The sequence below is a fragment of the Megasphaera sp. SW808 genome, from assembly GCF_012027795.1.
Classification (GTDB): Bacteria; Bacillota; Negativicutes; order Veillonellales; family Megasphaeraceae; genus Megasphaera; species Megasphaera stantonii.
Window position 1 is genome coordinate 1 of sequence record NZ_SJOT01000013.1, and the last position, 22,172, is coordinate 22,172.

The 22,172-nt window shown below is 48.5% G+C and carries 19 protein-coding genes and 1 tRNA gene; 13 read left to right on the forward strand and 7 right to left on the reverse strand.

The annotated features are described in order from the left end of the window. Window positions 1-101: 101 nt before the first annotated feature. Both E0L13_RS06350 and E0L13_RS06355 read right to left on the reverse strand, forming a co-directional pair. Window positions 102-198, reverse strand: a tRNA-Sec gene (locus E0L13_RS06350). Window positions 199-266: 68 nt separating this feature from the next. Then, window positions 267-1,283, reverse strand: coding sequence for a LacI family DNA-binding transcriptional regulator (locus E0L13_RS06355; RefSeq protein ID WP_168061111.1), 1,017 nt, complete (start codon window positions 1,281-1,283; stop codon window positions 267-269). A gap of 128 nt (window positions 1,284-1,411) precedes the next feature. Here E0L13_RS06355 and E0L13_RS06360 point away from each other — a divergent pair, with 128 nt between their 5' ends. From E0L13_RS06360 to E0L13_RS06390, 7 genes are all read left to right on the forward strand, one after another. Further along, the gene (locus E0L13_RS06360; protein ID WP_168061114.1) at window positions 1,412-1,852 is read left to right on the forward strand and encodes a hotdog domain-containing protein; all 441 of its coding nucleotides are present in this window, start codon (window positions 1,412-1,414) and stop codon (window positions 1,850-1,852) included. Beyond that, the gene (locus E0L13_RS06365; protein ID WP_168061116.1) at window positions 1,852-2,910 is read left to right on the forward strand and encodes a nicotinate-nucleotide--dimethylbenzimidazole phosphoribosyltransferase; all 1,059 of its coding nucleotides are present in this window, start codon (window positions 1,852-1,854) and stop codon (window positions 2,908-2,910) included. Before E0L13_RS06360 ends, E0L13_RS06365 begins: the two co-directional genes overlap by 1 nt. After that, complete coding sequence (locus E0L13_RS06370; protein WP_206081553.1) at window positions 2,900-3,103, forward strand: type II toxin-antitoxin system RelB/DinJ family antitoxin; 204 nt, start codon at window positions 2,900-2,902, stop codon at window positions 3,101-3,103. The genes E0L13_RS06365 and E0L13_RS06370 overlap by 11 nt, the downstream gene beginning before the upstream one ends. A gap of 21 nt (window positions 3,104-3,124) precedes the next feature. Further along, the gene (locus E0L13_RS06375) at window positions 3,125-3,928 is read left to right on the forward strand and encodes a helix-turn-helix domain-containing protein (RefSeq protein WP_204246362.1); all 804 of its coding nucleotides are present in this window, start codon (window positions 3,125-3,127) and stop codon (window positions 3,926-3,928) included. 245 nt (window positions 3,929-4,173) lie between these two features. After that, the gene (locus E0L13_RS06380; protein ID WP_168061118.1) at window positions 4,174-5,367 is read left to right on the forward strand and encodes an aminotransferase class I/II-fold pyridoxal phosphate-dependent enzyme; all 1,194 of its coding nucleotides are present in this window, start codon (window positions 4,174-4,176) and stop codon (window positions 5,365-5,367) included. Between the two features lie 13 nt (window positions 5,368-5,380). After that, window positions 5,381-6,952, forward strand: coding sequence for a BCCT family transporter (locus E0L13_RS06385; RefSeq protein ID WP_087478156.1), 1,572 nt, complete (start codon window positions 5,381-5,383; stop codon window positions 6,950-6,952). Window positions 6,953-7,041: 89 nt separating this feature from the next. Next, window positions 7,042-7,317 (forward strand): GNAT family N-acetyltransferase, encoded by a 276-nt coding sequence (locus tag E0L13_RS06390; protein ID WP_107196149.1) that lies wholly within the window; start codon window positions 7,042-7,044, stop codon window positions 7,315-7,317. A 386-nt stretch (window positions 7,318-7,703) separates the two neighbouring features. On the opposite strand, the gene panB is transcribed toward E0L13_RS06390, so the two are convergent. Both panB and E0L13_RS06400 read right to left on the reverse strand, forming a co-directional pair. Beyond that, on the reverse strand, window positions 7,704-8,534 hold the full coding sequence (gene panB, locus E0L13_RS06395) for a 3-methyl-2-oxobutanoate hydroxymethyltransferase (protein ID WP_168061120.1): 831 nt from the start codon (window positions 8,532-8,534) through the stop codon (window positions 7,704-7,706). A 166-nt stretch (window positions 8,535-8,700) separates the two neighbouring features. Beyond that, complete coding sequence (locus tag E0L13_RS06400; protein ID WP_168061122.1) at window positions 8,701-9,237, reverse strand: GrpB family protein; 537 nt, start codon at window positions 9,235-9,237, stop codon at window positions 8,701-8,703. A gap of 433 nt (window positions 9,238-9,670) precedes the next feature. On the opposite strand from E0L13_RS06400, the gene E0L13_RS06410 reads away from it, so the two are divergent. From E0L13_RS06410 to E0L13_RS06425, 4 genes are all read left to right on the forward strand, one after another. Next, window positions 9,671-11,443, forward strand: a complete 1,773-nt coding sequence (locus E0L13_RS06410) for a potassium-transporting ATPase subunit KdpA (protein WP_168061124.1) — start codon at window positions 9,671-9,673, stop codon at window positions 11,441-11,443. 16 nt (window positions 11,444-11,459) lie between these two features. Further along, a complete protein-coding gene (gene kdpB / locus E0L13_RS06415) occupies window positions 11,460-13,517 on the forward strand; it encodes a potassium-transporting ATPase subunit KdpB (RefSeq protein ID WP_168061126.1) in 2,058 nt (685 codons plus the stop codon). Window positions 13,518-13,532: 15 nt separating this feature from the next. Continuing rightward, entirely contained in the window at window positions 13,533-14,189 is a 657-nt protein-coding gene (gene kdpC, locus E0L13_RS06420) for a K(+)-transporting ATPase subunit C (protein ID WP_206081554.1), read from the forward strand. A 652-nt stretch (window positions 14,190-14,841) separates the two neighbouring features. Further along, on the forward strand, window positions 14,842-16,083 hold the full coding sequence (locus E0L13_RS06425) for a Na+/H+ antiporter NhaC family protein (RefSeq protein WP_206081555.1): 1,242 nt from the start codon (window positions 14,842-14,844) through the stop codon (window positions 16,081-16,083). A gap of 354 nt (window positions 16,084-16,437) precedes the next feature. Here E0L13_RS06425 and E0L13_RS06435 read toward each other — a convergent pair whose 3' ends face one another. The 3 genes from E0L13_RS06435 to E0L13_RS06440 form a co-directional block, all read right to left on the reverse strand. Next, window positions 16,438-17,133 (reverse strand): response regulator transcription factor, encoded by a 696-nt coding sequence (locus tag E0L13_RS06435; RefSeq protein WP_168061132.1) that lies wholly within the window; start codon window positions 17,131-17,133, stop codon window positions 16,438-16,440. Next, a complete protein-coding gene (locus E0L13_RS11875; RefSeq protein WP_240924677.1) occupies window positions 17,126-18,295 on the reverse strand; it encodes an ATP-binding protein in 1,170 nt (389 codons plus the stop codon). The genes E0L13_RS06435 and E0L13_RS11875 overlap by 8 nt, the downstream gene beginning before the upstream one ends. 116 nt (window positions 18,296-18,411) lie before the next feature. After that, window positions 18,412-19,794, reverse strand: coding sequence for a DUF4118 domain-containing protein (locus E0L13_RS06440; protein WP_240924678.1), 1,383 nt, complete (start codon window positions 19,792-19,794; stop codon window positions 18,412-18,414). A 620-nt stretch (window positions 19,795-20,414) separates the two neighbouring features. Here E0L13_RS06440 and E0L13_RS06445 point away from each other — a divergent pair. Both E0L13_RS06445 and E0L13_RS06450 read left to right on the forward strand, forming a co-directional pair. Beyond that, on the forward strand, window positions 20,415-21,077 hold the full coding sequence (locus E0L13_RS06445) for a CatA-like O-acetyltransferase (RefSeq protein ID WP_168061134.1): 663 nt from the start codon (window positions 20,415-20,417) through the stop codon (window positions 21,075-21,077). Between the two features lie 100 nt (window positions 21,078-21,177). Next, on the forward strand, window positions 21,178-22,065 hold the full coding sequence (locus E0L13_RS06450; protein ID WP_168061136.1) for a MaoC/PaaZ C-terminal domain-containing protein: 888 nt from the start codon (window positions 21,178-21,180) through the stop codon (window positions 22,063-22,065). Window positions 22,066-22,172: the final 107 nt, after the last annotated feature.

A 22,172-nucleotide genomic window follows, 5' to 3' on the forward strand; every position in this document is an offset into this window, starting at 1 on the left:
GTCTTCGCTTTTTTATCGGGCTGCTTCTATTGCAAAGGCAAACGGAGCGGCTAGATACTAAAAAAGACAAGGCGGCTTTGCGGGCTGCCTTGTCGGGTAGTTGGCGGGAAAGTGTAGGAATCGAACCTACCTAAGAAGCTCTTAACTCCTCATACTGGTTTTGAAGACCAGAGGGCACACCAGAACCCATACTCCCCCAAGATAGGTTCAGTATACCATGTTTGCCGCGGCGGCGCAACGGAATCCCCTCTCCTCCGGCCGGGCCATTAGGCTTCCGGCGACGACTGGCCAATGATTTTAATGCCCTCGGCGTAGACGACTGTCGGATTCGGCGTCTTCTTTTCGATGAGGTCGACGAGGAGATGGAGGCATTTTTCGCCGATTTCCCGCATGGGAATATCGATGCGGGACAAGGACGGAATGGCGTAATCGTTGAATTCGGCCATGTTGATGCCGATGGTAAATACTTCTACGTCGCCGGGAATGGAGACGCCTAATTCATGGCAGGCGAACAACATGCCGTGAGCCAATACGTCGGATTCGCAGAACATGGCCTTCGGCAGGCGCTTTTCTGCATAGAGCTTCTTCGTCGCGTCGATAGCGCTGGACGACGACGTGTCGCACAGGACGATATTTTCCTCCGGAACGGGATGGCCCGTTTCGGCAAAGGTGTCGAGAAAGCCTTTCATCCACATGCGCATGATGGGGAAGGTCGTGTCGTGGGTCAGCACGCCGGCGTCGTAGATGCCCTTGTCGAGAAAATGGCGGGCGACCTGGGCGCCGACTTCGTAGTTGTCCATGGTGACACTGCTGTATTTCGGCGATTCCCTGTTGAACAGGACGACGGGATAGGAAATGTCGCAGGAGTTTAAATATTCCATGTCGGCGTTAGACATATTGGCGATGATGATGCCGTTAAAAAATTCATTCTGCGTCGTTTCCATCTGCTTTTTCAGGTTGTCGACCTCGTAGGGCACGACGGTCAGGTGGACGACCTTATTCTGCTGCATAATTTCTTTTTGAATACCCAGCGTAATACGGGCCAGGTAATTGATGCGGAAGTCCGTCGCCCAATAAAACGCTATGGCGTAACTGTTTTTCTGCGTAGCCCGCAGCTTTTTAGCCGACTGGTTCGGCACGTATTTCAGCTGTTTGGCGATTTGGTGTATCCGGGCCTGCGTTTCCTTGGAAATTTTTCGTTCCTGTCCCTTGCCGTTCAGGACGATGGAAACGGTGGCGATGGAAACGCCGGCTTCACGAGCGATATCTTTAATCGTAGACATACTATACCCCCTCTATATTGTTTTATTTTGACATAAAAAAAACGAATTTTCAAGGCTAGAATAGGCTTATTTCCTCGCTATAGTATGATACAATAGATACATTAACGGTAAGTTGGGGAGGAATGACTATGACGGGAATCGACAGGCACGTATCGGCGGCGCATATGGTACTGGGAAAGGACTTAAATCCTCATGATACGTTGTTTGCCGGGCAGGCGGCGTCGTATATGATCGAGTGCGGCTTTCTGGCCGTGCAAAGCTTTCTGAACAGCGGCCATATCGTCTGCCTGGGATTGGACGGGCTGCGGTTTCTCCGGCCGGTCCGCAAAGGCGACACCATCGACATTTCCAGTACCGTCGTCTATGCCGGGACGACGAGCGTCGGCGCACATATCGCCATGACGCGGCGCTCCGACGGGGCCATGGCGGCGGAATGCTTCGTATCCTTCGTCCATATCGAAGAGGAAACGGGACAGGCCCGGCCCCACGGCGTAACGCTGCCGGCGCTGGATGAGCAGGGTGAGGCGCGGCGGCGCGCCTATTTGGCTTATAAAGGGATGACGGTATAATGGATTTTGCAGCGCAAGTAGACGAACGGCTCCATAACTTAGCCAAGCCGCCGGGAAGCCTGGGCCTGCTGGAGCAGCAGGTGCGTCAGGTTTTCCTGGCCTGGGGCTCCTTTCAGGAGGAACTTCGTCCTCGCCATATTATCTTTGCCGCGGACAACGGCGTCGTCCGCTCCGGCGTCGTAGCTCAGTTGTCGGATATTACGTATATGCAGAGCGTGCATATGACGGAAGGAACGTCGGCTGTGACCTGCTTCTGCCGCTGTCACGGCATTCCCTACGAAGTCGTAGACGTCGGCATCGACAGTGAAGACGCCGTCGGCGTCGACAGGAAAATCGCCAGAGGGACGGCCGATTTTTCGGTACAGCCGGCGATGACAACGGAACAATTTACCCGCGCCGCCGCCGTCGGCAGGGAACGGGTCGAAGCGGCGAAAGCCCGGGGATGCAACATCCTGTCCTTCGGTGAAATGGGCATAGGAAACACGACGACGTCGGCCGCCGTGCTGACGGCCATAGCGCCGGCCGGCAGCGCGTTTCTCGTCGGCCACGGCTCGTCTAGGGGCAATTACCGCCTTTGGTTTCACAAAGAGCAGGTCGTCAAGGAGGCGCTGCAAAAATATAAAGAGGAAATCCAGACGCCGGAGGACGCCCTGCGCTGCGTCGGCGGATTCGACTTAGTTGCCTTGTACGGCGCAATGCTGGCCTGTGCCGACGTTCATCTGCCGTTTTACATCGACGGATTTATTACAGCCGTAGCCCTGGCCTGCGCCGTGAAGACCCATCCGGCCGTGCGGCAGTATGCGCTGCCGTCGCATATTTCCCGCGAGCCCGGCATGAGCGCGGCCTTGCGGCTGTGCGGTATAGATGAATACGACGTGCCTATCCACGCTGACATGGCTCTGGGAGAAGGTACGGGAGCTGTGCTGGGCGTCGTCATGCTGAAGACAATGCTGTATGCCGTAGGGCATATGGCGACTCTCGACGGCATCAACGGCGAAGCGGAAGAACGCCATCGCAGGCGTATGGAGAAAGGGGCGGAACACCAGGATGATAGATGAACAGCTGCGCAAGGAAGCGGCGGCTATCTTTGCCCGCATGGGATTAAGCGAAGAAGAAGCCGTCGCCCTGTTCTATAAGCGCACAGTAGAAGCAGGAAAAATGCCCTTCGGCCCGGCGTCAGAAGGGCCGGCAAAGGCGAAGCAAAAGAAAAAGCGCATGAACGAGCGCTTTGCCGAATGGGATGCGTTTTAATCGCGGTATATAGGGGATAATATGATGAAAGAGTATTACTCTATCGGGGAAACAGCAAAATTATTAGGCGTGACAACAACGACTCTTAGGCATTACGAGAAAATCGGAATTTTAAAACCTAAGAAAATATCAGAAGATACGGGGTATCGATGGTATACGTACGATCAATTTCATATCATTGATCGGATAAAATATTTGCAGGGGTTGGGCCTTAATCTAGCGGAAATTGGCGCGATTATTAAAGATGGAACGGCGGAGGCTATGATTCAAGCCTTAGAAGCAGAATGGCGAAATGCACATCGGGAATTAGAGCGGGTTAAAGAGCGTATAAAAGATATAGAATGGTACATTGATTGTTTTACCTATATGAGCCGAACGTCGGATTTGCAGCAATGGTATCATTTATACTTGCCCGAACGGCATATCATTCAGGTGCCTTGCTATGACACGGATGAATTGGCCGATATGGAAATCCGTTTGGCAGAGGCGAAGGGCTCGGATCGTCTTCGGGATTTGCCTTATCGGAGACAATATGGATATGTTATGTCTGTTTCCGACTTTTTTTCCGGCACATTCAGGCCTAAATCGTATTTTACGTATTTAACGCGCCGACCTAAGGAATATGTTTCAGAATATAAGGTGCTCCCCGCAGGGGAATATCTTTGTTTTAGGACGCCTATATTGAAAGAACAGTGGGACGTAAACGCGCTGAAAAAATTTTTTCCCGATCATAATTTGCCGAATATGGTATTGGCGCTTGAATTTGAAGAAAATCTGGTAGATTGGAGCAATGCGCCGTATGAGATTCAAATTTATATTTCATAAGGCGTTTTTGCGCAACATTGTTGTAGCAAGAAGGTTACAGGCAAAGGAAAATGTATAAAGTGATGATAAAAATGCAATTAATCAGTTGCATACTATCGTTTTTTTAGAAGAATAGCGCTGCATCATGGCGGTGCTATTCTTTTTTTTAATATAAAAGTATTTGACTCGCCTCCGACCTTAAGGTTTACCCTTTACGTAGAAAGAAAAGAACCGATATTTTGACAATATTTAATGGAGGCGAATGCATGATGTATGAAACCGTAACTAAAAAGACAGGAATTCTTTATGTAGGCAGCGAACCTAAAATGCCGGTGGAGAGGCCGGAAACCCCGCCTATTTATGTGTCGACGGCGAATATTATCTGCGATATGGACGATTATGATAACGCCAGTCAGGGCAATAAATATTATTATTGCCGCACAGCAAATCCGAATCGGGATAATGTAGCGGATGCAGTGTCTTTTCTGGAACAGGGAGAACAATCTTTAGTGTGTTCTTCCGGGATGGCTGCTATTTCTACAACCCTCCTTTCGTTAGCGAAGGCTGGCGATCATATTATTACAAGCAATGCAATTTATGGTGAAACGATTGAGTTGTTTGACCGGATTATTACTAAATTCGGCATGGAAGTGACATATGTTGACTTAACAAATCGCGAGGAAGTACAGCGTGCTGTTAGAGACAATACGAAGATTATCTATACGGAAATTATAACGAATCCACTTATTCGCGTAGTAGATATAGACAGTATTGTCGATATAGCTCATCGTGTCGGAGCACTGGTCGTTGTGGACAGCACGTTTACCACCCCCTTTGCCCTGCGTCCCCTTGAACACGGAGCTGATATTGTTATCCACAGCATGACGAAATATTTCGGTGGACACAGCGATCTCACGGCTGGTTGCATTACAGGACGCAATGAACTGATGAAAAAGATATATGCTGATTATTTATTGTTTGGAACCTGCTTGGATCCGAATAGCTCTTGGCTTATGCTGAGAAGTATTCGAACAATGGAGATGCGGGTGTCCCGACAGTTTGCGAATGCAAAGGCACTGGCTGAAGCTCTGCAGGAAGATTGCCATGTGCGGTACGTTAACTATCCGTCGCTGATAAATCATCCCCAGCATGAATTAGCGATGCAGTTAATGCCAAATGGCTGCGGTGCGATGCTCAGTTTTCGGGTAGAAGATGATCGGGAAAAAGTGAATGAATTTATGCATCGGCTCAAGCTTGTTAAATATCTCGGCACATTAGGAGGCTATAAGACGACTATTGCTCATCCAGCCACAGCGTTTCGTTTTGAATTTACCACGGAACAGTTAATTAAAATGGGAATGGAAGAAGGCTTGATTCGTATTTCTGTCGGAATAGAGGATATACAGGACTTGATTGCTGATTTTCGCCAAGCTCTTACTGTGTTTGCAAAAGCTAAGTAAAGGGGGAAATGGAATGTTAAAAAATATCAATCTGCCTGTTGCATTATTAGGCGTAGGATTACTATTTGCTTTGGTCATTCCTATGATTGTTGTTCCCGAAGGAACGGCGTATGTCATTAGCGTTTTTTACGATGTCATGACAATAAATTTTCCTTGGGCCTTTATGTTGATTGCGTTTCTTAGTTCTGTCTTTGCTGTATTTATTATGTTCTCCAAATACGGAGATATTCGTCTTGGCGGCGCGAATGCGAAGCCTCACTATAAGACGTTTTCCTGGGCGGCGATGAACATGTGCTCTGCTGCCGGTGCGGGAATTTTTATTTTTGGCATGGTTGAATGGATGTATTATGTGGAGACGCCGCCCTTTGGCATTGCGCCGCAATCTATTCAGGCGTATGAGTATGCATTGCCTTACGGAATGTTTCATTGGGGATTTGCCGCTTGGGCGATCTATTTGCCTGTGTCGTTAGCCTTAGGCTATATCTTTTGGAACAAAAAAGTTGATTCTCTAAATCTTTCGGATTTGTGCAAATCTGTGTTAAAAGGAAACTCTTTGCCGATAAAAGTTCTTCGGAAAGTAATAGATGGATTAGTAGCTTTTGGATATATTGGTGGCTTAGTTTGCACATTTGGCTTGGGGACGTCTATCTTGGCAGAATTAGCTGGATATTTGTTAGGCGTTGAAATTACTTTTGGGTTGCGGATAGCTGTTATTGTCGTGTTTGGGGTGTTTTTTATCCTTTCAACATCTAAGAGTATTGCAAAAGGCATCAGCATTATCAGTAATTTCAATGTTAAATTGGCTTTGGCGTTTTTCTTGTTTATCCTTCTGGCGGGACCGACGTCGTTTATTATCAATAATTTTACAATGGCTGTTGGTACGAATATTCGCGAATTTGTTCACATGAGTTTTAATACCGACGCTATTGCGCAAACTGGGTTTGTGCAGCAGTGGACCGTATTTTACTGGGCATGGTATTTAGGCTGTACTATTTCGGACGGCTTATGGCTGGCTCGTGTTTCATACGGAAGAACCTTCCGTGAGATTGCAATCGTTCGATGCATTTGGACCACCTTGGCTTGCTGGCTGGCTTTTGCCGTACTGGGAAATTACGGCATCTATCAACAGTTGGTCAACGGACTGCAATTATCTCAAATTGCAATGGACAGCGGAAATAATGTAGCCGTGCTGGCTGTTTTGCAGTCTCTCCCGTTGTCGGCAATAGCTATCGTCGTGTATATGGTCGTCGTATTTGTTACCTTAGCTTGCGGTGCTACGGCAGCGTCGACGGTAGTTGCAACGTTAACGTCTAAAAATCTTAAAAACGATGAAGAGCCTGCAAGCTGGTATAAGGTTTTTTGGGGATTTTTAGTATTGCTTTTACCATTAGGAATTCTTTGTTTAGAGCAGTTTGTACCGGGATTAAATGTGCTGACAACAATACAGTCTGTTACAAGTCTCATCGTTATTCCGCTGCTTTTGGTTATTGCCTTGCTGTTGATTACCTTCTTTTCCATGCTGAAAAAGGATATTCGAAATAAAGAGCTGTATGTAGATGATTCAAAAAGGATTAAATGGGAATAGCATTCTTTTTTGATATACTTTTCTGTTAGAAAAACAACATACATGGCAGCCTCCATGGGATATACTAGAAATAAAGGAGATGATATGCCATGAAGATGTTATACAGCGACAAGCGAATTTGGATAGAAGATGAAGAGGGAAAGACTGTCGGTGAGATTGATTTCCTTCAGGATCAGAACGGGAAATACGATATTGTCCATACGGGCGTCGACCCGTCGCAGCAGGGGCAGGGAACGGCGGGAATGCTGGTGCAGGCCGCGGCGGATTACATCCGCAGTACAGGCCGTAAAACCGGCGCGTCGTGTTCCTATGCGTCAGCGTGGCTCAAACGGCATAAGGAATACGGCGATATTTACGAGCCGTAGCGTCTCGGATATTTGACGAATTGACAGGATTTACGTATAATAAACATAGAAAAAAGGCGCTGCCGGCAACGGTCAGCCCCATATCATAGGAAAAAAGAAAATCCGCCTATAGTTGGTAGCTGTGGGGCGGATTTCCTTTTATGCTTTTAATGCAATAATGCAAATTGCCACTAAGAACACGAAGGCCAACAGGTCGTATGGTGTCATAGGGCATCGCCCCTTTCCGGGGCCAGGATTAACCGCCTACCGCTTTTTGCAGCGCCTAGATGTTTAGTATATGCGATATATACGGGCTATGTCAAAGGCTGTCGTATATATTTTTGGCATATGGCGTATCAACGATCAAAAGCTATGTCTTCCATGGGAAGGCATAGCTTTTTTGTTTTTTACTGTTTTAATTTTTCAATGACTTCGTCGTCGATTTTAAAGCCGTGTTCCGGGCCGGGGAAGGCGCCTTCTTTTGTTTCCTTGATGTAGTCGGCGAAGGCCTGCTTCATGAGGGCTCCGACGTTGGCGAACTGCTTGGCGAATTTCGGCGTAAAGTCGCTGAACAGGGCCAGCATGTCCTGATAAATCAGGATTTGGCCGTCGCAGTGGACGCCGGCGCCGATGCCGAGGGTCGGGATGCGCAGGGATGCCGTAATGAGCTCGGCGAGTTTTGCCGGTACGCATTCGAGGACGATGGCAAAGGCTCCGGCCGCCTCGACGGCCTTGGCTTCTTCGATGAGCTTGCGGGCCGCTTCTTCGCTCTTGCCTTGTACTTTAAATCCGCCTAAGGCGTTGACCGACTGGGGCGTCAGGCCGATGTGGCCGACGACGGGGATTCCCGCTTCGACGATGGCTTGAATCTGCGGGCATACGCTCATGCCGCCTTCGAGCTTGACGGCGTGGCAGCGGCCTTCCTTCATGAGGCGGCCGGCGTTGTACACGGCGTCGTAAATGGATGTCTGGTAGGACATGAAGGGCATGTCGCCGACGACGAAGGCGTTTTTTGCGCCGCGCGATACGGCTTTGGTGTGATGGATCATGTCTTCCATTGTGACCGGCAGGGTGTCTTCATAGCCGAGCATGACCATGCCGAGGGAATCGCCGACGAGCAGCATGTTGATGCCTGCTTCGTCCATAATTTTGGCTGTCGAGTAGTCGTAAGCCGTGAGCATGGTAATCTTGTCATGATTATCTTTTTGTGCTTGTAATGTGGCTACCGTGTTTTTCATAGCTCAATCCCCTTTCAGTGCGTGCCGTATCGGCATGGCGTTGAACTCATCCTGTTTTTATATAACCAGGCCATACGGCTCTTTTGGCTGTATAAGAAAATAGACCCTTGCACGACATATTTTTAACTTTATTTAATTTTAACTATATCATTTATAGAACGGCTCGTCAAATTATGCGCTGCGGCATGGGTTTCTTTCCAGCGCAGCGCCTGTTGCTCCAGTTTTTTACAAATGCATCTTTGCCGTCGCAATAGGATTCGATGTCATAGGGATAGCAACGAGCCAAGGATTTTTTCAATGCGCCGTATTGACTAGCTATTGTTTCGTGAGTTCGCAGGAAATCGCGGACAGCCAGGTGACGCTCAATGTTGTAGAGGTCATTTTCTTGGAAAATATGCACTTGATGCGTTCGTTCGTCGCCTCCTTTACGCAGGTAGCGCCGTCCGGCCATGCCGAATTCGCCTAAATATTCATATCCGATTTTCTCGAAATCCGCCTTTTTCTGGTCGACGACAGATAAGACGGCGACGACGGGCATGATGTCGATAATGGGTTTGGCCGCCAGGTTGAGTACGGCTGTACTGCCGATGTGATATATAGCTGTGCAATTTTTTCCCAAGATGTTTTGCAGTAGGGCGGTTTCTTTCTCATAAGCTTCTTTCCAATGAGGATCGTATTCAACGACTGTAATATGCTGCGCCATTACTTTCACGTCCTGTCTGTATGGTTTAGGTCATATGTTTATGATACGGCGTTTTGCATTGACTTGCAAAAGGTTTGTTGCGGAGTGATTTCTGCCAACTGACTGTGGCCGGCGAATTTACTATTTATACTATCTTAACGGCCAGGTAAAAATATGAAGACTATGCTTATAGCAAACGTGCTATCATCATAATACAAAAATGAAAGACAGGAGGATACGCATATGGCAGATCTTGCAGTCATAGGTATAACCGCCCTTTGCATCGGCATTGTATTTTTGTTGATCAAATGGTGCGGCAGCCAGGTAAATAGAAGCGAATAAGGAGGAAGAAATCATGTTAATCCTTGGAAGTATCACTATGCTGTTAGGCTTGTATCTTGTTTACGCATTAGTGCACCCGGAACAGTTTTAATATCTACAGGAGGAACTGAGTATGTTACAAATTATATTGTCCATTATTATTTATTTGATAGTGGTCGTTCCCGTAGGTCAGTATGTATATAAGATTGCAGCGGGAAAGCGTACCTTTGCAGATCCGCTGTTTGATCGCGTCGACGGCTGCATCTACGCTGTCTGCGGCATTAGACCCCAGGGCCAGATGACCTGGAAACAATACGCATTTGCTTTAGTCGGGACGAATGCCGTCATGATTTTTTTGGGCTATGCTATATTGCGCCTGCAATATATAGCGTGGCTCAATCCTAATGACATCGGCGCAATGGAAGAATTTCTCTCTTTTAATACCATTATCAGCTTTATGACCAATACGAACTTGCAGCATTATTCTGGTGAAGCAGGCTTATCCTATTTATCGCAAATGCTGGTTATTACGTATATGATGTTCGTTTCCGCCGCGACAGGGTACGCCGCCTGTATTGCCTTTATCCGCGGGTTAGCTGGTTCCTCGGCCGACCATGTCGGCAATTTCTTTGCCGATCTCGTCCGCATTACGACGCGCGTGCTGCTGCCGTTTTCTATTGCCGGCGGACTGCTTCTCATATGGCAGGGCGTTCCCCAGAACTTTTCTGAAAATCTCGTCGTCAATACGATAGAAGGGGCAAAGCAAATCATTGCCATGGGCCCTGTGGCCTCGCTGGAAATCATTAAGCACCTTGGGACGAACGGCGGCGGTTTTATCGGCGCGAATTCAGCTACGCCTATTGAAAATCCGACGATTCTTTCTGATTTGATTGAACTGTACGCCATGATGCTTTTACCTGGTTCCTGCGTCGTGACCTTCGGAAACATGGTCCGCGACCGCAAGCGTGACGCAGCGATTGCCCCTGCAGGTTTTGCCGGCGATAGTGGAGCGGCGCCTGTGAAAGCGAATCCGGCAGGACTGATGGCCCGATTTTTTGGCAGAGAAGGCCGCAGTATGTTTGCCGCTATGGGCATTATCTTCCTCATCGGACTGAGCGTATGCTTCTGGGCAGAAAGCCAGGGCAATCCTGTATTGGCTCAAGCCGGGCTGAGCCAGTCTATGGGCAGCATGGAAGGAAAAGAAGTGCGTTTCGGCGTTGCGCAGTCGGCGTTATTTACGACAGTTACGACATCGTTTACGACTGGTACGGTCAATAACATGCATGATACCCTGACCCCTCTCGGCGGCATGATTCCTATGCTTCATATGATGCTCAACGTCGTTTTTGGCGGTAAGGGCGTCGGACTGATGAATATGATTATGTACGCTATTCTGGCTGTATTTATCTGCGGGCTGATGATCGGCAGGACGCCGGAATACTTGAGCAAGAAAATTGAAGGCCGGGAAATGAAATTGACAGCCTTGTGCATCATTGTCCATCCGCTGCTTATCCTGGCGTTTTCTGCTTTGGCTGTAGGGACGTCGGGAGGTACGGAAGGGATTACCAATCCTGGTTTTCACGGTCTTTCCCAAGTTTTATATGAATATGCTTCGGCAGCGGCGAATAACGGTTCAGGGTTCGAGGGCCTGGCTGATAATACGACGTTTTGGAATATCACGACAGGGCTGGCGATGTTCTTTGGCCGGTACATATCTATCGTTATCCAGCTTGCGATAGCCGGCTCTCTGATGAAAAAGCGCTTTGTTAACGAGACGATCGGCACCTTGCATACCGATACGACGAGTTTTGCCGTCGTTTTGGCCTTTGTCGTATATATCTTTGCGGCGCTGACCTTCTTCCCCGTACTTGCGCTGGGGCCGATTGCCGAACATCTTACTCTTTGATTCCAGGAGGAACGTTATGAGCAAAAAAAAGCAAACACCGTTAATTACGCCTGAAATACTCCGTCAGGCTGTTATTGGTTCCTTTAAGAAACTAAATCCCATATACATGATGAAAAATCCGGTTATGTTTGTCGTTGAAATTGGTTTTTTCATTACCTTAGTTCTTTTTATAGCTCCTGATGTATTTGGCGACGCCGGAGGAGGGACGAACGTACGGGTATACAATGGTATCGTCTGCGCTGTCTTGTTTGTCACCGTATTATTTGCTAACTTTGCCGAAGCTGTTGCTGAAGGAAGAGGCAAAGCCCAGGCTGCGAGCTTGAAGAAAACGCAGAAAGATACGCAGGCTCGCCTTCTTTCTGACGACGGAACGGAAAGGGGCGTCTTATCGAGCGAGCTTAAACGGGGCGACGTCGTCATCGTATCGGCAGGAGACGTCATTCCCGGCGATGGTGAAGTCATCGAGGGGATTGCGTCTGTTGACGAATCGGCGATTACTGGCGAATCAGCTCCCGTCGTCCGTGAATCAGGCGGCGACTTTTGCTCTGTTACAGGCGGTACGACCGTTGTTTCTGACTGGCTTAAAATACGCATTACGTCCGACGCAGGAAACAGCTTTTTAGACCGCATGATTGCGCTGGTCGAAGGGGCGTCGCGGAAGAAGACGCCGAATGAAATTGCCTTGAATACGCTTCTTGTTTCGTTGACTATCATCTTTTTGATTGTCATTGTGACGCTGTATCCCATCGGTCTGTATTCTGGCGTACAGTTGCAGACGTCTACCCTTATCGCCTTGACGGTCTGCCTGATTCCGACGACGATTGGCGGACTTTTGTCGGCTATTGGTATTGCCGGCATGGACCGCGTTACGCGTTTCAATGTGATCGCCATGTCCGGAAAGGCCGTTGAAGCTTGCGGCGACGTAGATACGATGATTTTAGATAAAACCGGGACGATTACATACGGCAATCGCCTGGCTGCTGATTTTGTACCTGTAGCCGGCGCGAGCCGCAGCGAATTGATTCGCTGCGCCGCCTTGACCAGCCTGCGCGACGATACGCCGGAAGGCAAGTCGACGTTAGAGTTGGCGCGGCGTTTAGGCGATACAAGTAACGAAACTGCCGGATCTGAATTTATTCCCTTTACGGCTCAGACTCGCATGAGCGGCGTAGATCTTCCTAACGGGACGAAAGTGCGCAAAGGCGCGTCTGACGCCATTTCGCAGTATGTGCAATCGTTGGGCGGCGATATACCTGCCGATTTGCAGCAGAAGGTCGACCATATCGCCGGCTTGGGCGGTACGCCGCTGACTGTTTGCGAAAACAATAAGATTTTAGGCGTCATCTACTTGAAGGATATGGTAAAGCCCGGTATGGCAGAACGATTTGAACGTCTTCGCGCTATCGGGATCAAGACGATCATGTGTACCGGCGACAATCCGCTGACAGCGGCGACGATCGCGAAAGAAGCCGGCGTGGACGGTTTTGTTGCAGAATGCAAACCTGAAGACAAAATTGCTCTCATTAAAAAAGAGCAAGCCGAAGGCAAAATCGTTGCGATGACCGGCGACGGTACAAACGACGCGCCTGCATTGGCTCAGGCAAATGTGGGCCTGGCTATGAACAGCGGCACCACGGCGGCGAAAGAGGCGGCTAATATGGTGGATTTGGATTCTGATCCGACGAAGATTTTGGAAGTCGTAGAAATCGGAAAACAGCTCCTTATTACGCGCGGCAGCCTGACAACCTTTTCCATTGCCAACGACGTAGCGAAATATTTCGCTATTATTCCCGCTATGTTTATGATGGCGATTCCGCAGCTCGGCGTATTGAATATCATGCATCTTGCGACGCCGTACAGCGCTATTTTATCGGCATTGCTCTTTAACGCCATCATCATTCCCTGCCTGATTCCGCTGGCCATGAAAGGCGTGGCGTACCGGCCGATGTCGTCGGGCCGCCTCTTGGCGCGGAACCTGCTGGTTTATGGCGTCGGCGGCATAATCGTGCCTTTTGCGGGAATCAAGATTATTGACCTGATGATTTATCCGTTGCTTTCAGTTATTGGATTGTAAGAAAGGATGCTTGGTATGATGAATGAAGCCATGAAGAATATCATTGACGGTACGCGGCAGGCGATAACAGCATCAGTGGTGCTTATGTTTATTTGCGGCTTTTTGTTTCCCTGCGCATTAAGCGGCCTGGGAGCTGTGTTATTCCCAAGCCAGTCCAAGGGCAATATTGTTACTGTCAACGGGCAGGCCGTAGGTACGGCATTTGTCGGGCAGGAATTTACACAAGATTATTATTTGTGGAGCCGTCCGTCGGCCTACCATTATAATGTATACACAGAAGATGGCAATGGAAGCCAGCGGTATTTGGACGGTACCGAGTTTTCCGGTTTGAGCTCCGGGTCTAACAACTATGCTCCGTCAAATCCGGCCCTGCGCGACCGCGTAGAAACCGATATGCAGGTGTTTTTAGCTAGAAATCCTGGCGTTCAGGCCTCTGATATTCCGACAGATCTATTGACGGCATCGGGCTCCGGTCTGGATCCGCACATTTCTCCGGAAGCTGCCGAAGTACAGGTTCCGCGAATTGCGAACGCTTCCGGCTTGAGCGAAGAGACCGTGCGCGAGATTATCAAGGCCAACACGGAAGGAAAGGTACTGGGGGTCTTTGGCGAGCCTACCGTCAACGTATTGATGGCTAATATCCAAATTGGAAAAGCTATGGGAATTTTATAAACGACAGGTTATCTGGAAAAGACGGAGACAACGGCATATTACTGTTGCCTCCGTCTTTTTCTATGCGCGATACAGAAGACTTTTGCTTTCTCAGGCGCGTCATAGCGTTTTTTTACTTGGGTTAAAGCTGGTAGCCCGATAGTCTGGAGAATGGGTTTCAGCAGAATTGGACATATTGGTTTGAAGGATTGGGGGCGCTTTACAGAGGCTTTCTGAGGTATGCGTGCAATAGAGACGAAGGGATGAACGACGGAGGCCTCGGAATAAAAAAGCAGGATAATAAGGAATATTTGCCCTATACCGGCTGCGTTATTTGACAAGAAGCGGCTGCGTGGCTATACGGACGACGCCGGCATGCAGATAGCTGTTAGACGTCTTGAAGGATTACTGCATATAGTACGTGTCGGCTGGAAATATAGGAAAGAGCTTTTTGCAACATTAATCTGAACGATTCATGTTTTGCACTGTTTTAAGGAGATGAATGGTATACTGATGAAAAATTTTTAAGAGGTGATTTCAAGTGAATTACGGCGTATGGTCCTTAATTCCTATTGTGGTTGTTATTATATTAGCTCTTCGTACCAAGCGGACTTTGGAGCCTTTGTTTATCGGTACCTGCCTGGTCTATGTCATTACGAATGGATGGGGATGTGTGACCGCGTGGATAGAAGTCATGTTTTCGGTGCTGGCTAATCGGCAGAATCAATGGGTATTTATGGTTTGCGCTTTGTTTGGCAGTTTAATTGCCTTAATTGGAGCAGCCCGCGGTACGCTGGGGTTTGCTGCATGGCTTGATCGAATTTGCTGCGGCCCTAAGACGACGATGCTGGTTACCTGGATTATGGGCATCGTCATCTTCGTCGATGATTATTTAAATATCATGACGATTAGTACGTGTATGAAGAAGCTAACAGATAAAAATAAGATTCCCAGGGAAACGATTTCTTATATCATTGATTCGACAGGCGCGCCGGTATGTGCGCTTCTTCCGTTTTCCACGTGGGCTGTCTTTTTTGCCAACTTGTTTTGCAGTGAAAACGGCGTGCCGCAGCTGGGGCTGGGCGATCCGCTCCAGACGTTTTGCCACGTAATTCCGTATATTTTTTATGCTATTGCCGCCATTATCCTTGTGCCGCTGTTTTGTTATGATGCGCTGCCGAAGCTTGGCCGTATGAAAGCGGCCTATGAGAGAGTAAGGCAAACGGGAAATGTATATTCGCCGGAAAGCAAAGAGCTGAACCTGGAAGAAGAGAAAGAATGGGCTGATGCATCAAATATGACGGGAAATTTGTGGGACTTTCTGATTCCTATCGGCGTACTTACAGGGGGCGCGATTATGATGGAAGATCTGCTCCAGGCCGTTATGGCGGCTATCGCCGTTTGTTTTATACTATACATTCCACGGGGAAAAATGACGGTCTGCAAGTACTGCGATCTTATGATGCACGGTTTCTGCAATATGATTCCTACTGTTGCGATTATTTTCTTTGCTTTCTTTATGCAGCAGGCCATGACGGATATCGGTATTGCCGAGTATGCGATTGAAAGTATGGAGCCGTATATGGATAGCAGCGTTTTTCCTGTGATTGTATTCTTAACTGTCGCTTCTTTAACTTTTTCTACGGGCAGCTGTTGGGGCGTTACGGCTGTCGTGTCGCCGGTTATGCTTCCGATGGCAGTTTCGCTGGAGGCCGACTTATTGCTGACGATGGGGGCTATTGTGTCCGGCGCCGTGTTGGGCAGTCATGCTTGCTTTTATTCTGACGCGACGGTGCTTACGTCGAGCTGCTGTAACATACAAAACATGGATCATGCCTTATCTCAATTGCCCTACGCGATTATGGCGACTGTTTTCAGCGCCGTAGGGTACTTAGTATGCGGGCTGGCTTTGTGACGTAAAAGAGAAGCCAGGTGCCGTGAATTGGTTATGAAGGCACGGATGGTATGAACGCCTGCTTGGCAGAGGGGATGCCTTATCTTTCTGTGAAAGGCTGTTTCCCCATCTATCTTGTAACGGTCTACCCATCTTCGAATACTGGTATCTGTAACTCCATTCTTATCCGCAATAGAGTACGTACTACCTTTACCGGAAAGGTATTCCTTTACCGCCCAGAGTTTTTCTTCTGGCGATAATTCTTTTGCATCTTCAGACATAAAATATACTCCCTCCTAAGTGGCAAGTTTTTATTATTTCACTTGTCTACCTAGAAGGGAGCATATCATGAAAAGGTGCGGCAGACCCTGTTCTTTATTTTCGTATCATGCGGTAGCCTATGCCGATATGAGTTTGAATATATTGAGGCGATGACGTTTTTTTCTCGATTTTTTTTCGCAGCGTCGCCATAAATACGCGCAGCGACGGCATATCAGAAGCCCATGCGCTGCCCCAGACTTCTTTTAAAATGTAATTATGCGTCAGGACTTTACCGGTGTTTTTGGCCAGTACGCATAAAAGCTTATACTCAATAGGCGTCAGATGAAGTTCTTCGCCGTTTAAATAGGCGCAGCCGGCGGCATAGTCAATAGACAGCTCGCCGTTGTGATAAACCGATTCGCCCTGCGGGGCCGTCTCATCTGACCGGCTCCGGCGCAGGGCTACGCGCAGCCGGGCCAGCAGCTCGTCAATGCTAAAGGGTTTCGTCAGATAGTCATCGGCGCCGGCGTCGAGTGCGCTGACTTTATCGGCATCTTCGCTGCGGGCGCTTACGACGATAATAGGCACGCTGCTCCACGTGCGGATTTTGTGAATAATATCGACGCCGTCCATATCAGGAAGGCCTAGATCGAGTATGATGACATCGGCATTGTAAGATACGGCTTCAAGCAATGCGCCGGCGCCATTCTTTGCTGTATGATACTGATATTCCTGCGTATCCAGCGTCGTCCGCAGAAGATTGGTAATGGCTGGATCGTCTTCTACAATGAGTATTTTCGGCTTATACATGGTGTAAGTTCACTTCCTCTAACGGTAATGTAAATACAAAGGATGCGCCGTGCGGTGTATTGTCATAAACGGAAATAGTACCGCCATGAGCTTCAATAATAGACTTGCATAAGCTGAGACCTAAGCCCAGACCGCGCCGACTGTCGGCTTTGCCGATGCCAGCAGTATAAAACATATCGAACAGATGATGTTTGGCTTCTTCGGAAATACCCGGACCGTCGTCGCTGATACAGATACAGGCCATGGATTCTTGTTTCTTTGCCGATAAACAGATATGGGAACCAGAAGGGGTGTATTTGACAGCGTTGTTTACGATGTTGATAATGACTTGCACGATAAGCCGTGCGTCTATGTTGACCATGAGCAGTTCGTCTTCCAGATCTATGGAAATATGATGTTCCGAGGCTTTACGGTCTATGTGAGACAGTGCTTCGCGGAATACGTCGTCAATGAGTTCGGCATTTGTTTGCAAATTCATCGTGCCATTTTCGATGCGCGTAATGGACAATAAGTTTTCTGTCAGGTTGACGAGCCACATGGCATCGTCGTACATGGAAGTGTATATATCCCGCTTTTTCTTTTCGTCCAGCGCGATGCTTTTTTCCATTAAGATTCCGGCGTTGCCGCTGATGCTTGTCAATGGCGTGCGCAGGTCATGGGAAATGGCGCGAAGCAGATTGGCACGAAGCCGCTCACGCTGTGTTTCCATTTCGATTTGCTGTTTTTCCTCACGCAAACGCCGCCGTTCCAGAATTAACCCGCATTCGTTTAATATGGAAATCATGAGATTTTTTTCAAATACGTCAAGAGATGGATAGTACTGTGACGGAATGGCTATGACGCCCATGACCTCTTGATTACCGCGGACTGATAAATACAGGTTGCGGGCGTGAGACAGGGTAGATGTAGTTGCACCGGCATGTTTGTTGTTTTTGACGACCCAGTCGGCGACGGCCCGTTCAGTTGTCGTCATGGTACCGATGAGTTTACTTGCTTCCGATAGTGGTACGGCATGGAATTCAAGTTCCCGATTTTTGCCGGCTAAAGCGTACAAGATCGGGCGGTTCAATAATGCTACAAGCTGTTCGGCAGCGATTTGTATAATATCCTGCTCGTCCTGTCCTTGCTGCAGTTTTTGATTGCTGTTGATGAGCAGCTCCATGGCATATGCCTTTTGCGCCGACAAGCGCGCTTGTTTTTTTACGCGCGTTGCTAACGTGCAGGAAATCATGCTGGCAATAAGCATGATGCAGAAGGTAATCGGATAGTCATGATCTGTTACGACAAATGTAAAGCGGGGTTCTGTGAAAAAAAGTTAAAGGCGAATACGCTGAAAAGCGATGCAAGTGCACCGTATAACCGCCCGCGGGTCCATATAGCTGTCAGCAGGACGCCTAGGAGGTATACAATAATGATATTAGCTTCTCTGAACCCAAGTGTATAAAAGGCCAAACTGATTAATGTTGCAGCTGCAGTACCGGTTAAGGTTTTTAAAAAATCCTTCCAGCGAAAGACAGGGGCTTGCTGGCGAAAGAGGGAAAATTTTTTCTTGTACAGCGGCTGTGAGTCTGGGATAATATAAATATCAATGTCGCCGGCCATATCGGTGAGCTTGTCTATCAACGTCTTATTTTTAAAAAATGTTCCTGCCCGATGATTTGTCCTTCCAAGTACGATTTTTGTGATGCCGCTGCGTTTGGCATATTCGGCAATTTGCTCTGCCGGATCTTCGCCGTAAACAGTCGTAATCTGCGCGCCAAGCTGCTCTGCCAGACGTATATTGTCGCGCAGGCGTTTTAAGCTGTTTCCTGTCAGCTCTTTAGTTTCCGATGTTTCGACGAAAAGCGCTGTAAATCCGCTGTGGAACGCTTCAGACATACGGGCTGCCGTACGGATTACTTTGGCATTTGATGGCGCTCCGGACAAGCAGATCAAGATGTGTTCACCAGCTTTTGCAGCTGTCTTATTTCCTGATTGTTGGGCTTTACGGCTCAAGCGGTCGGCTGTGCGGCGCAAGGCAATTTCCCGTAATGCAATTAAGTTGTCTTTTGTGAAGAAATGGGTTAATGCACGGGCTGCCTGCTGGTGTTGGTAGACCTTGCCTGACTGAAGTCGTGCGATGAGATCATCCGGTTCGATATCGACAAGTTCAACTTGGTCTGCTGAATCGAAAACCGAGTCAGGAATGCGTTCGCTGACCGCAACTTGTGTGATGGAGTCTACTAAGTCGTGAAGGGATTCTAAATGCTGGACGTTTACTGTCGTATACACGTCGATACCGCTGCGGAGCAATTCTTCTACATCTTGATACCGCTTGGCATGGCGGCATCCTGGCGCATTGCTGTGAGCCAGCTCGTCGACGAGAAGTATTTGCGGGTGTCGTGCAAGTGCTTCGTCTAGGTCGAATTCCTTTAAGGTAATTCCTTTGTAATCGATGAGTTTGTTGGAAATCTGCTCCAGGCCTTCTACAAGCGCTAACGTGTCGGGGCGTGTATGCCGCTCAATGTATCCAACGACGACATCGAACCCCTGTTGCTTGGCTCGATGGGCTGCTTTTAGCATAGCATATGTTTTGCCGACGCCGGCAGCATAGCCAAAGAAGATTTTCAGTTTTCCCTGTTTGGGCTGGTAATGCAGCTCCGGATAAGTTGATGGTTCCAATATCATTCACCCGATTCATGATACTTATTATGATTATTATATTATTGTATCACAGATGAACTTACTGCGGCGTAAAGAAGCCGATGAGCGTATTAAGATTGTATAAAAATGAGCCTATCAATACATAAACGAATCCGCATGGTTTTTACCCGAATCATGCTACGACGCAGGAGTCGGCGGCTAAAAGGCTGCGCTTATCTTTGTCTGCCTATTTCTGCATGGTAACGGGGATAGATGCTGTCAGATATTGCGCGGCTTCCGCAGTCAGCGGCTCTGTGCCAGGCGAGGGCTGGTATGCTTTGGTCTTATGAATTGTTTTTCCTTTTTTCCGCGCCGGCATAAAAGAATATATTCCGATGCAGGACTATGATATACTGTTTTCAAGCGGATATTCCGTCTTCTGTTGCCGTCGCGGCGCTGTGAAATCATAAAGGAATCCTGCGCCTGTGGGCTGGGCGGCGTATGTGTTCTGAATACTTTTGCTTCCAAGCCGCCTGGTTTATTGCTTCCTGAGGAAGAGCCATATTTGATGGCCAAAGCGGAGGTATCCCGTGAATGTGCTGATAGCAGAAAAGATAATCTAATCCGGGCGATGGAGGCCCGGCAGTAGGAGGGTTTTTATGGCAAGGTCATTTCATTTCATCAACTGGGAAACGTGGCCCCGCAGCGGCCACTTCAACTATTATTATAACCAAATCAAATGCCGGTATACGCTGACGGCCCATATTGATATTGCGCCGCTGCGAGTGTTTCAAAAAGAGAGGAAGTTAAAATTTTTCCCTCTTATGCTGTACGCGATTATGCGGGCCGTCAATGAAAATCAGGAGTTCCGCATGAGTTTTGACGTCGAAGGCCGTCTCGGCTATTGGGACGAAGTCGTGCCGTGTTATACCTTGTTTCATGAACAAGATAAGACCTTTTCCGATATATGGAGCCCCTACGATCCCTGTGCCCGTGCCTTTTACGACGGCATCGTAGGCGATATGGAAACGTATAAAGATGTAGGCGGCTTTGTCAAAGCGAAAGCCAACCAACCGCCTAATTTTTGTCCCGTGTCCGCTGTGCCGTGGCTTCATTTCACGTCTTTTTCCCAGGATACGTACGCAGAAAATTCCCTCTTATTTCCCCTTATTCGGTTTGGAAAGTTTGCGACTGTTGGGGAAAAGATACTGCTGCCGCTGGCCGTGTCGGTCCATCATGCCGTAGCAGACGGGTATCACACGTGCAAGCTGGTCAACGATATAGAGTCTGCTGCTGCTCAGTTGGACAGGTATTGGCAATAAAAGTCTAGTCAGGTGCCTGGATGTAGTGTAGATATTCCTGCGTCCATCGTGTACAATAGTACGTATATAATAGACTTGATAAGACGTGAAGGAGTGAATTATGATGAAGCTGAAATTGGATGAAATCCTCGTAGGAAAAAAGATGGAGCTGCGCTATCTGGAGTACAACTGGCGCGACGTCGTATTGTACGCTTTGGCAGTCGGAGCCAAGCGGGACGATTTGATGTATACCTATGAGAAGTATTTGAAGGCCATCCCGACCTACGGTACCGTGCCGTACTGGGGGACGGTCAACGTCCGGCCGTATCAGTGGATGCCTCTGCCGGCGTCTATGCTGGCCAATGACATCATCAAGCCGACTATTTCCTTCTTGAACATGGACCACGAAATTATCATGCACCGGCCTATCGATCCGATTAAGGGAACCTTCCAGTACCAGGATGTTATTACAGACGTATACGACCGCGGCGAAGGCAAGGGCGCCGTCGTGCGCACGCGCATCGACGTGCGCGACGAGGCGGGCAACGACGTATGCACCAACTACTCGACGACCTTTTTTCACGAAGCCGGCGGCTTCGGCGGCGCGCCCATGCCCAAGAGCCCCGTCCAGATTCCCGACAGGGGTCCCGACGTTGAAATCGACGATTATATCAGCCCCGTGCAGAACCTCCTGTACCGCTTGACCGGCGATACGAATTTAGTGCACGTCGACCCGCAGTACGCCCAGAAGATGGGCTTTGAAACGTCGTTCATGCAGGGCCTGTGCTCCTTCGGCTTTGCCTGCCGCATGGCGATAGGCGCGCTGATTCCGGGCGAGCCGGAACGGATGACCCGCATGGCGGCGCAGATGACGTCAGTCTTGTTCCCCGATACGCCGGTTATGCTGCAGCTTTGGAAGATGGGTGAAGGAACGGCTTACTTCAAGCTGGTCAACAAGACGACGGGGAAGGCTGTCCTGAACCGCGGCGTTTTCGAATGGCGCAATTAAATTTCATTTGAAAATAAAAACGCAGGATTATAGCGATAAAAATAAAAAAATTTATATTGATGCAATAAAAATCTTTAAAGTATGTGAAAATATGTAATGTACCGCCA

Bases quoted from the DNA above. Each gene is read 5' to 3' on its own strand.
- E0L13_RS06385 (WP_087478156.1), top strand. From the start codon at position 5,381: ATGTTAAAAAATATCAATCTGCCTGTTGCATTATTAGGCGTAGGATTA.
- E0L13_RS06450 (WP_168061136.1), top strand. From the start codon at position 21,178: ATGATGAAGCTGAAATTGGATGAAATCCTCGTAGGAAAAAAGATGGAG.
- E0L13_RS06380 (WP_168061118.1), top strand. From the start codon at position 4,174: ATGATGTATGAAACCGTAACTAAAAAGACAGGAATTCTTTATGTAGGC.
- E0L13_RS06370 (WP_206081553.1), top strand. From the start codon at position 2,900: ATGATAGATGAACAGCTGCGCAAGGAAGCGGCGGCTATCTTTGCCCGC.
- kdpC (WP_206081554.1), top strand. From the start codon at position 13,533: ATGATGAATGAAGCCATGAAGAATATCATTGACGGTACGCGGCAGGCG.
- E0L13_RS06375 (WP_204246362.1), top strand. From the start codon at position 3,125: ATGATGAAAGAGTATTACTCTATCGGGGAAACAGCAAAATTATTAGGC.
- E0L13_RS06435 (WP_168061132.1), bottom strand. From the start codon at position 17,133: ATGTATAAGCCGAAAATACTCATTGTAGAAGACGATCCAGCCATTACC.
- E0L13_RS06360 (WP_168061114.1), top strand. From the start codon at position 1,412: ATGACGGGAATCGACAGGCACGTATCGGCGGCGCATATGGTACTGGGA.
- E0L13_RS06410 (WP_168061124.1), top strand. From the start codon at position 9,671: ATGTTACAAATTATATTGTCCATTATTATTTATTTGATAGTGGTCGTT.
- panB (WP_168061120.1), bottom strand. From the start codon at position 8,534: ATGAAAAACACGGTAGCCACATTACAAGCACAAAAAGATAATCATGAC.
- E0L13_RS06355 (WP_168061111.1), bottom strand. From the start codon at position 1,283: ATGTCTACGATTAAAGATATCGCTCGTGAAGCCGGCGTTTCCATCGCC.
- E0L13_RS06445 (WP_168061134.1), top strand. From the start codon at position 20,415: ATGGCAAGGTCATTTCATTTCATCAACTGGGAAACGTGGCCCCGCAGC.
- E0L13_RS06390 (WP_107196149.1), top strand. From the start codon at position 7,042: ATGAAGATGTTATACAGCGACAAGCGAATTTGGATAGAAGATGAAGAG.
- E0L13_RS06400 (WP_168061122.1), bottom strand. From the start codon at position 9,237: ATGGCGCAGCATATTACAGTCGTTGAATACGATCCTCATTGGAAAGAA.
- E0L13_RS06365 (WP_168061116.1), top strand. From the start codon at position 1,852: ATGGATTTTGCAGCGCAAGTAGACGAACGGCTCCATAACTTAGCCAAG.
- kdpB (WP_168061126.1), top strand. From the start codon at position 11,460: ATGAGCAAAAAAAAGCAAACACCGTTAATTACGCCTGAAATACTCCGT.
- E0L13_RS11875 (WP_240924677.1), bottom strand. From the start codon at position 18,295: ATGGAGCTGCTCATCAACAGCAATCAAAAACTGCAGCAAGGACAGGAC.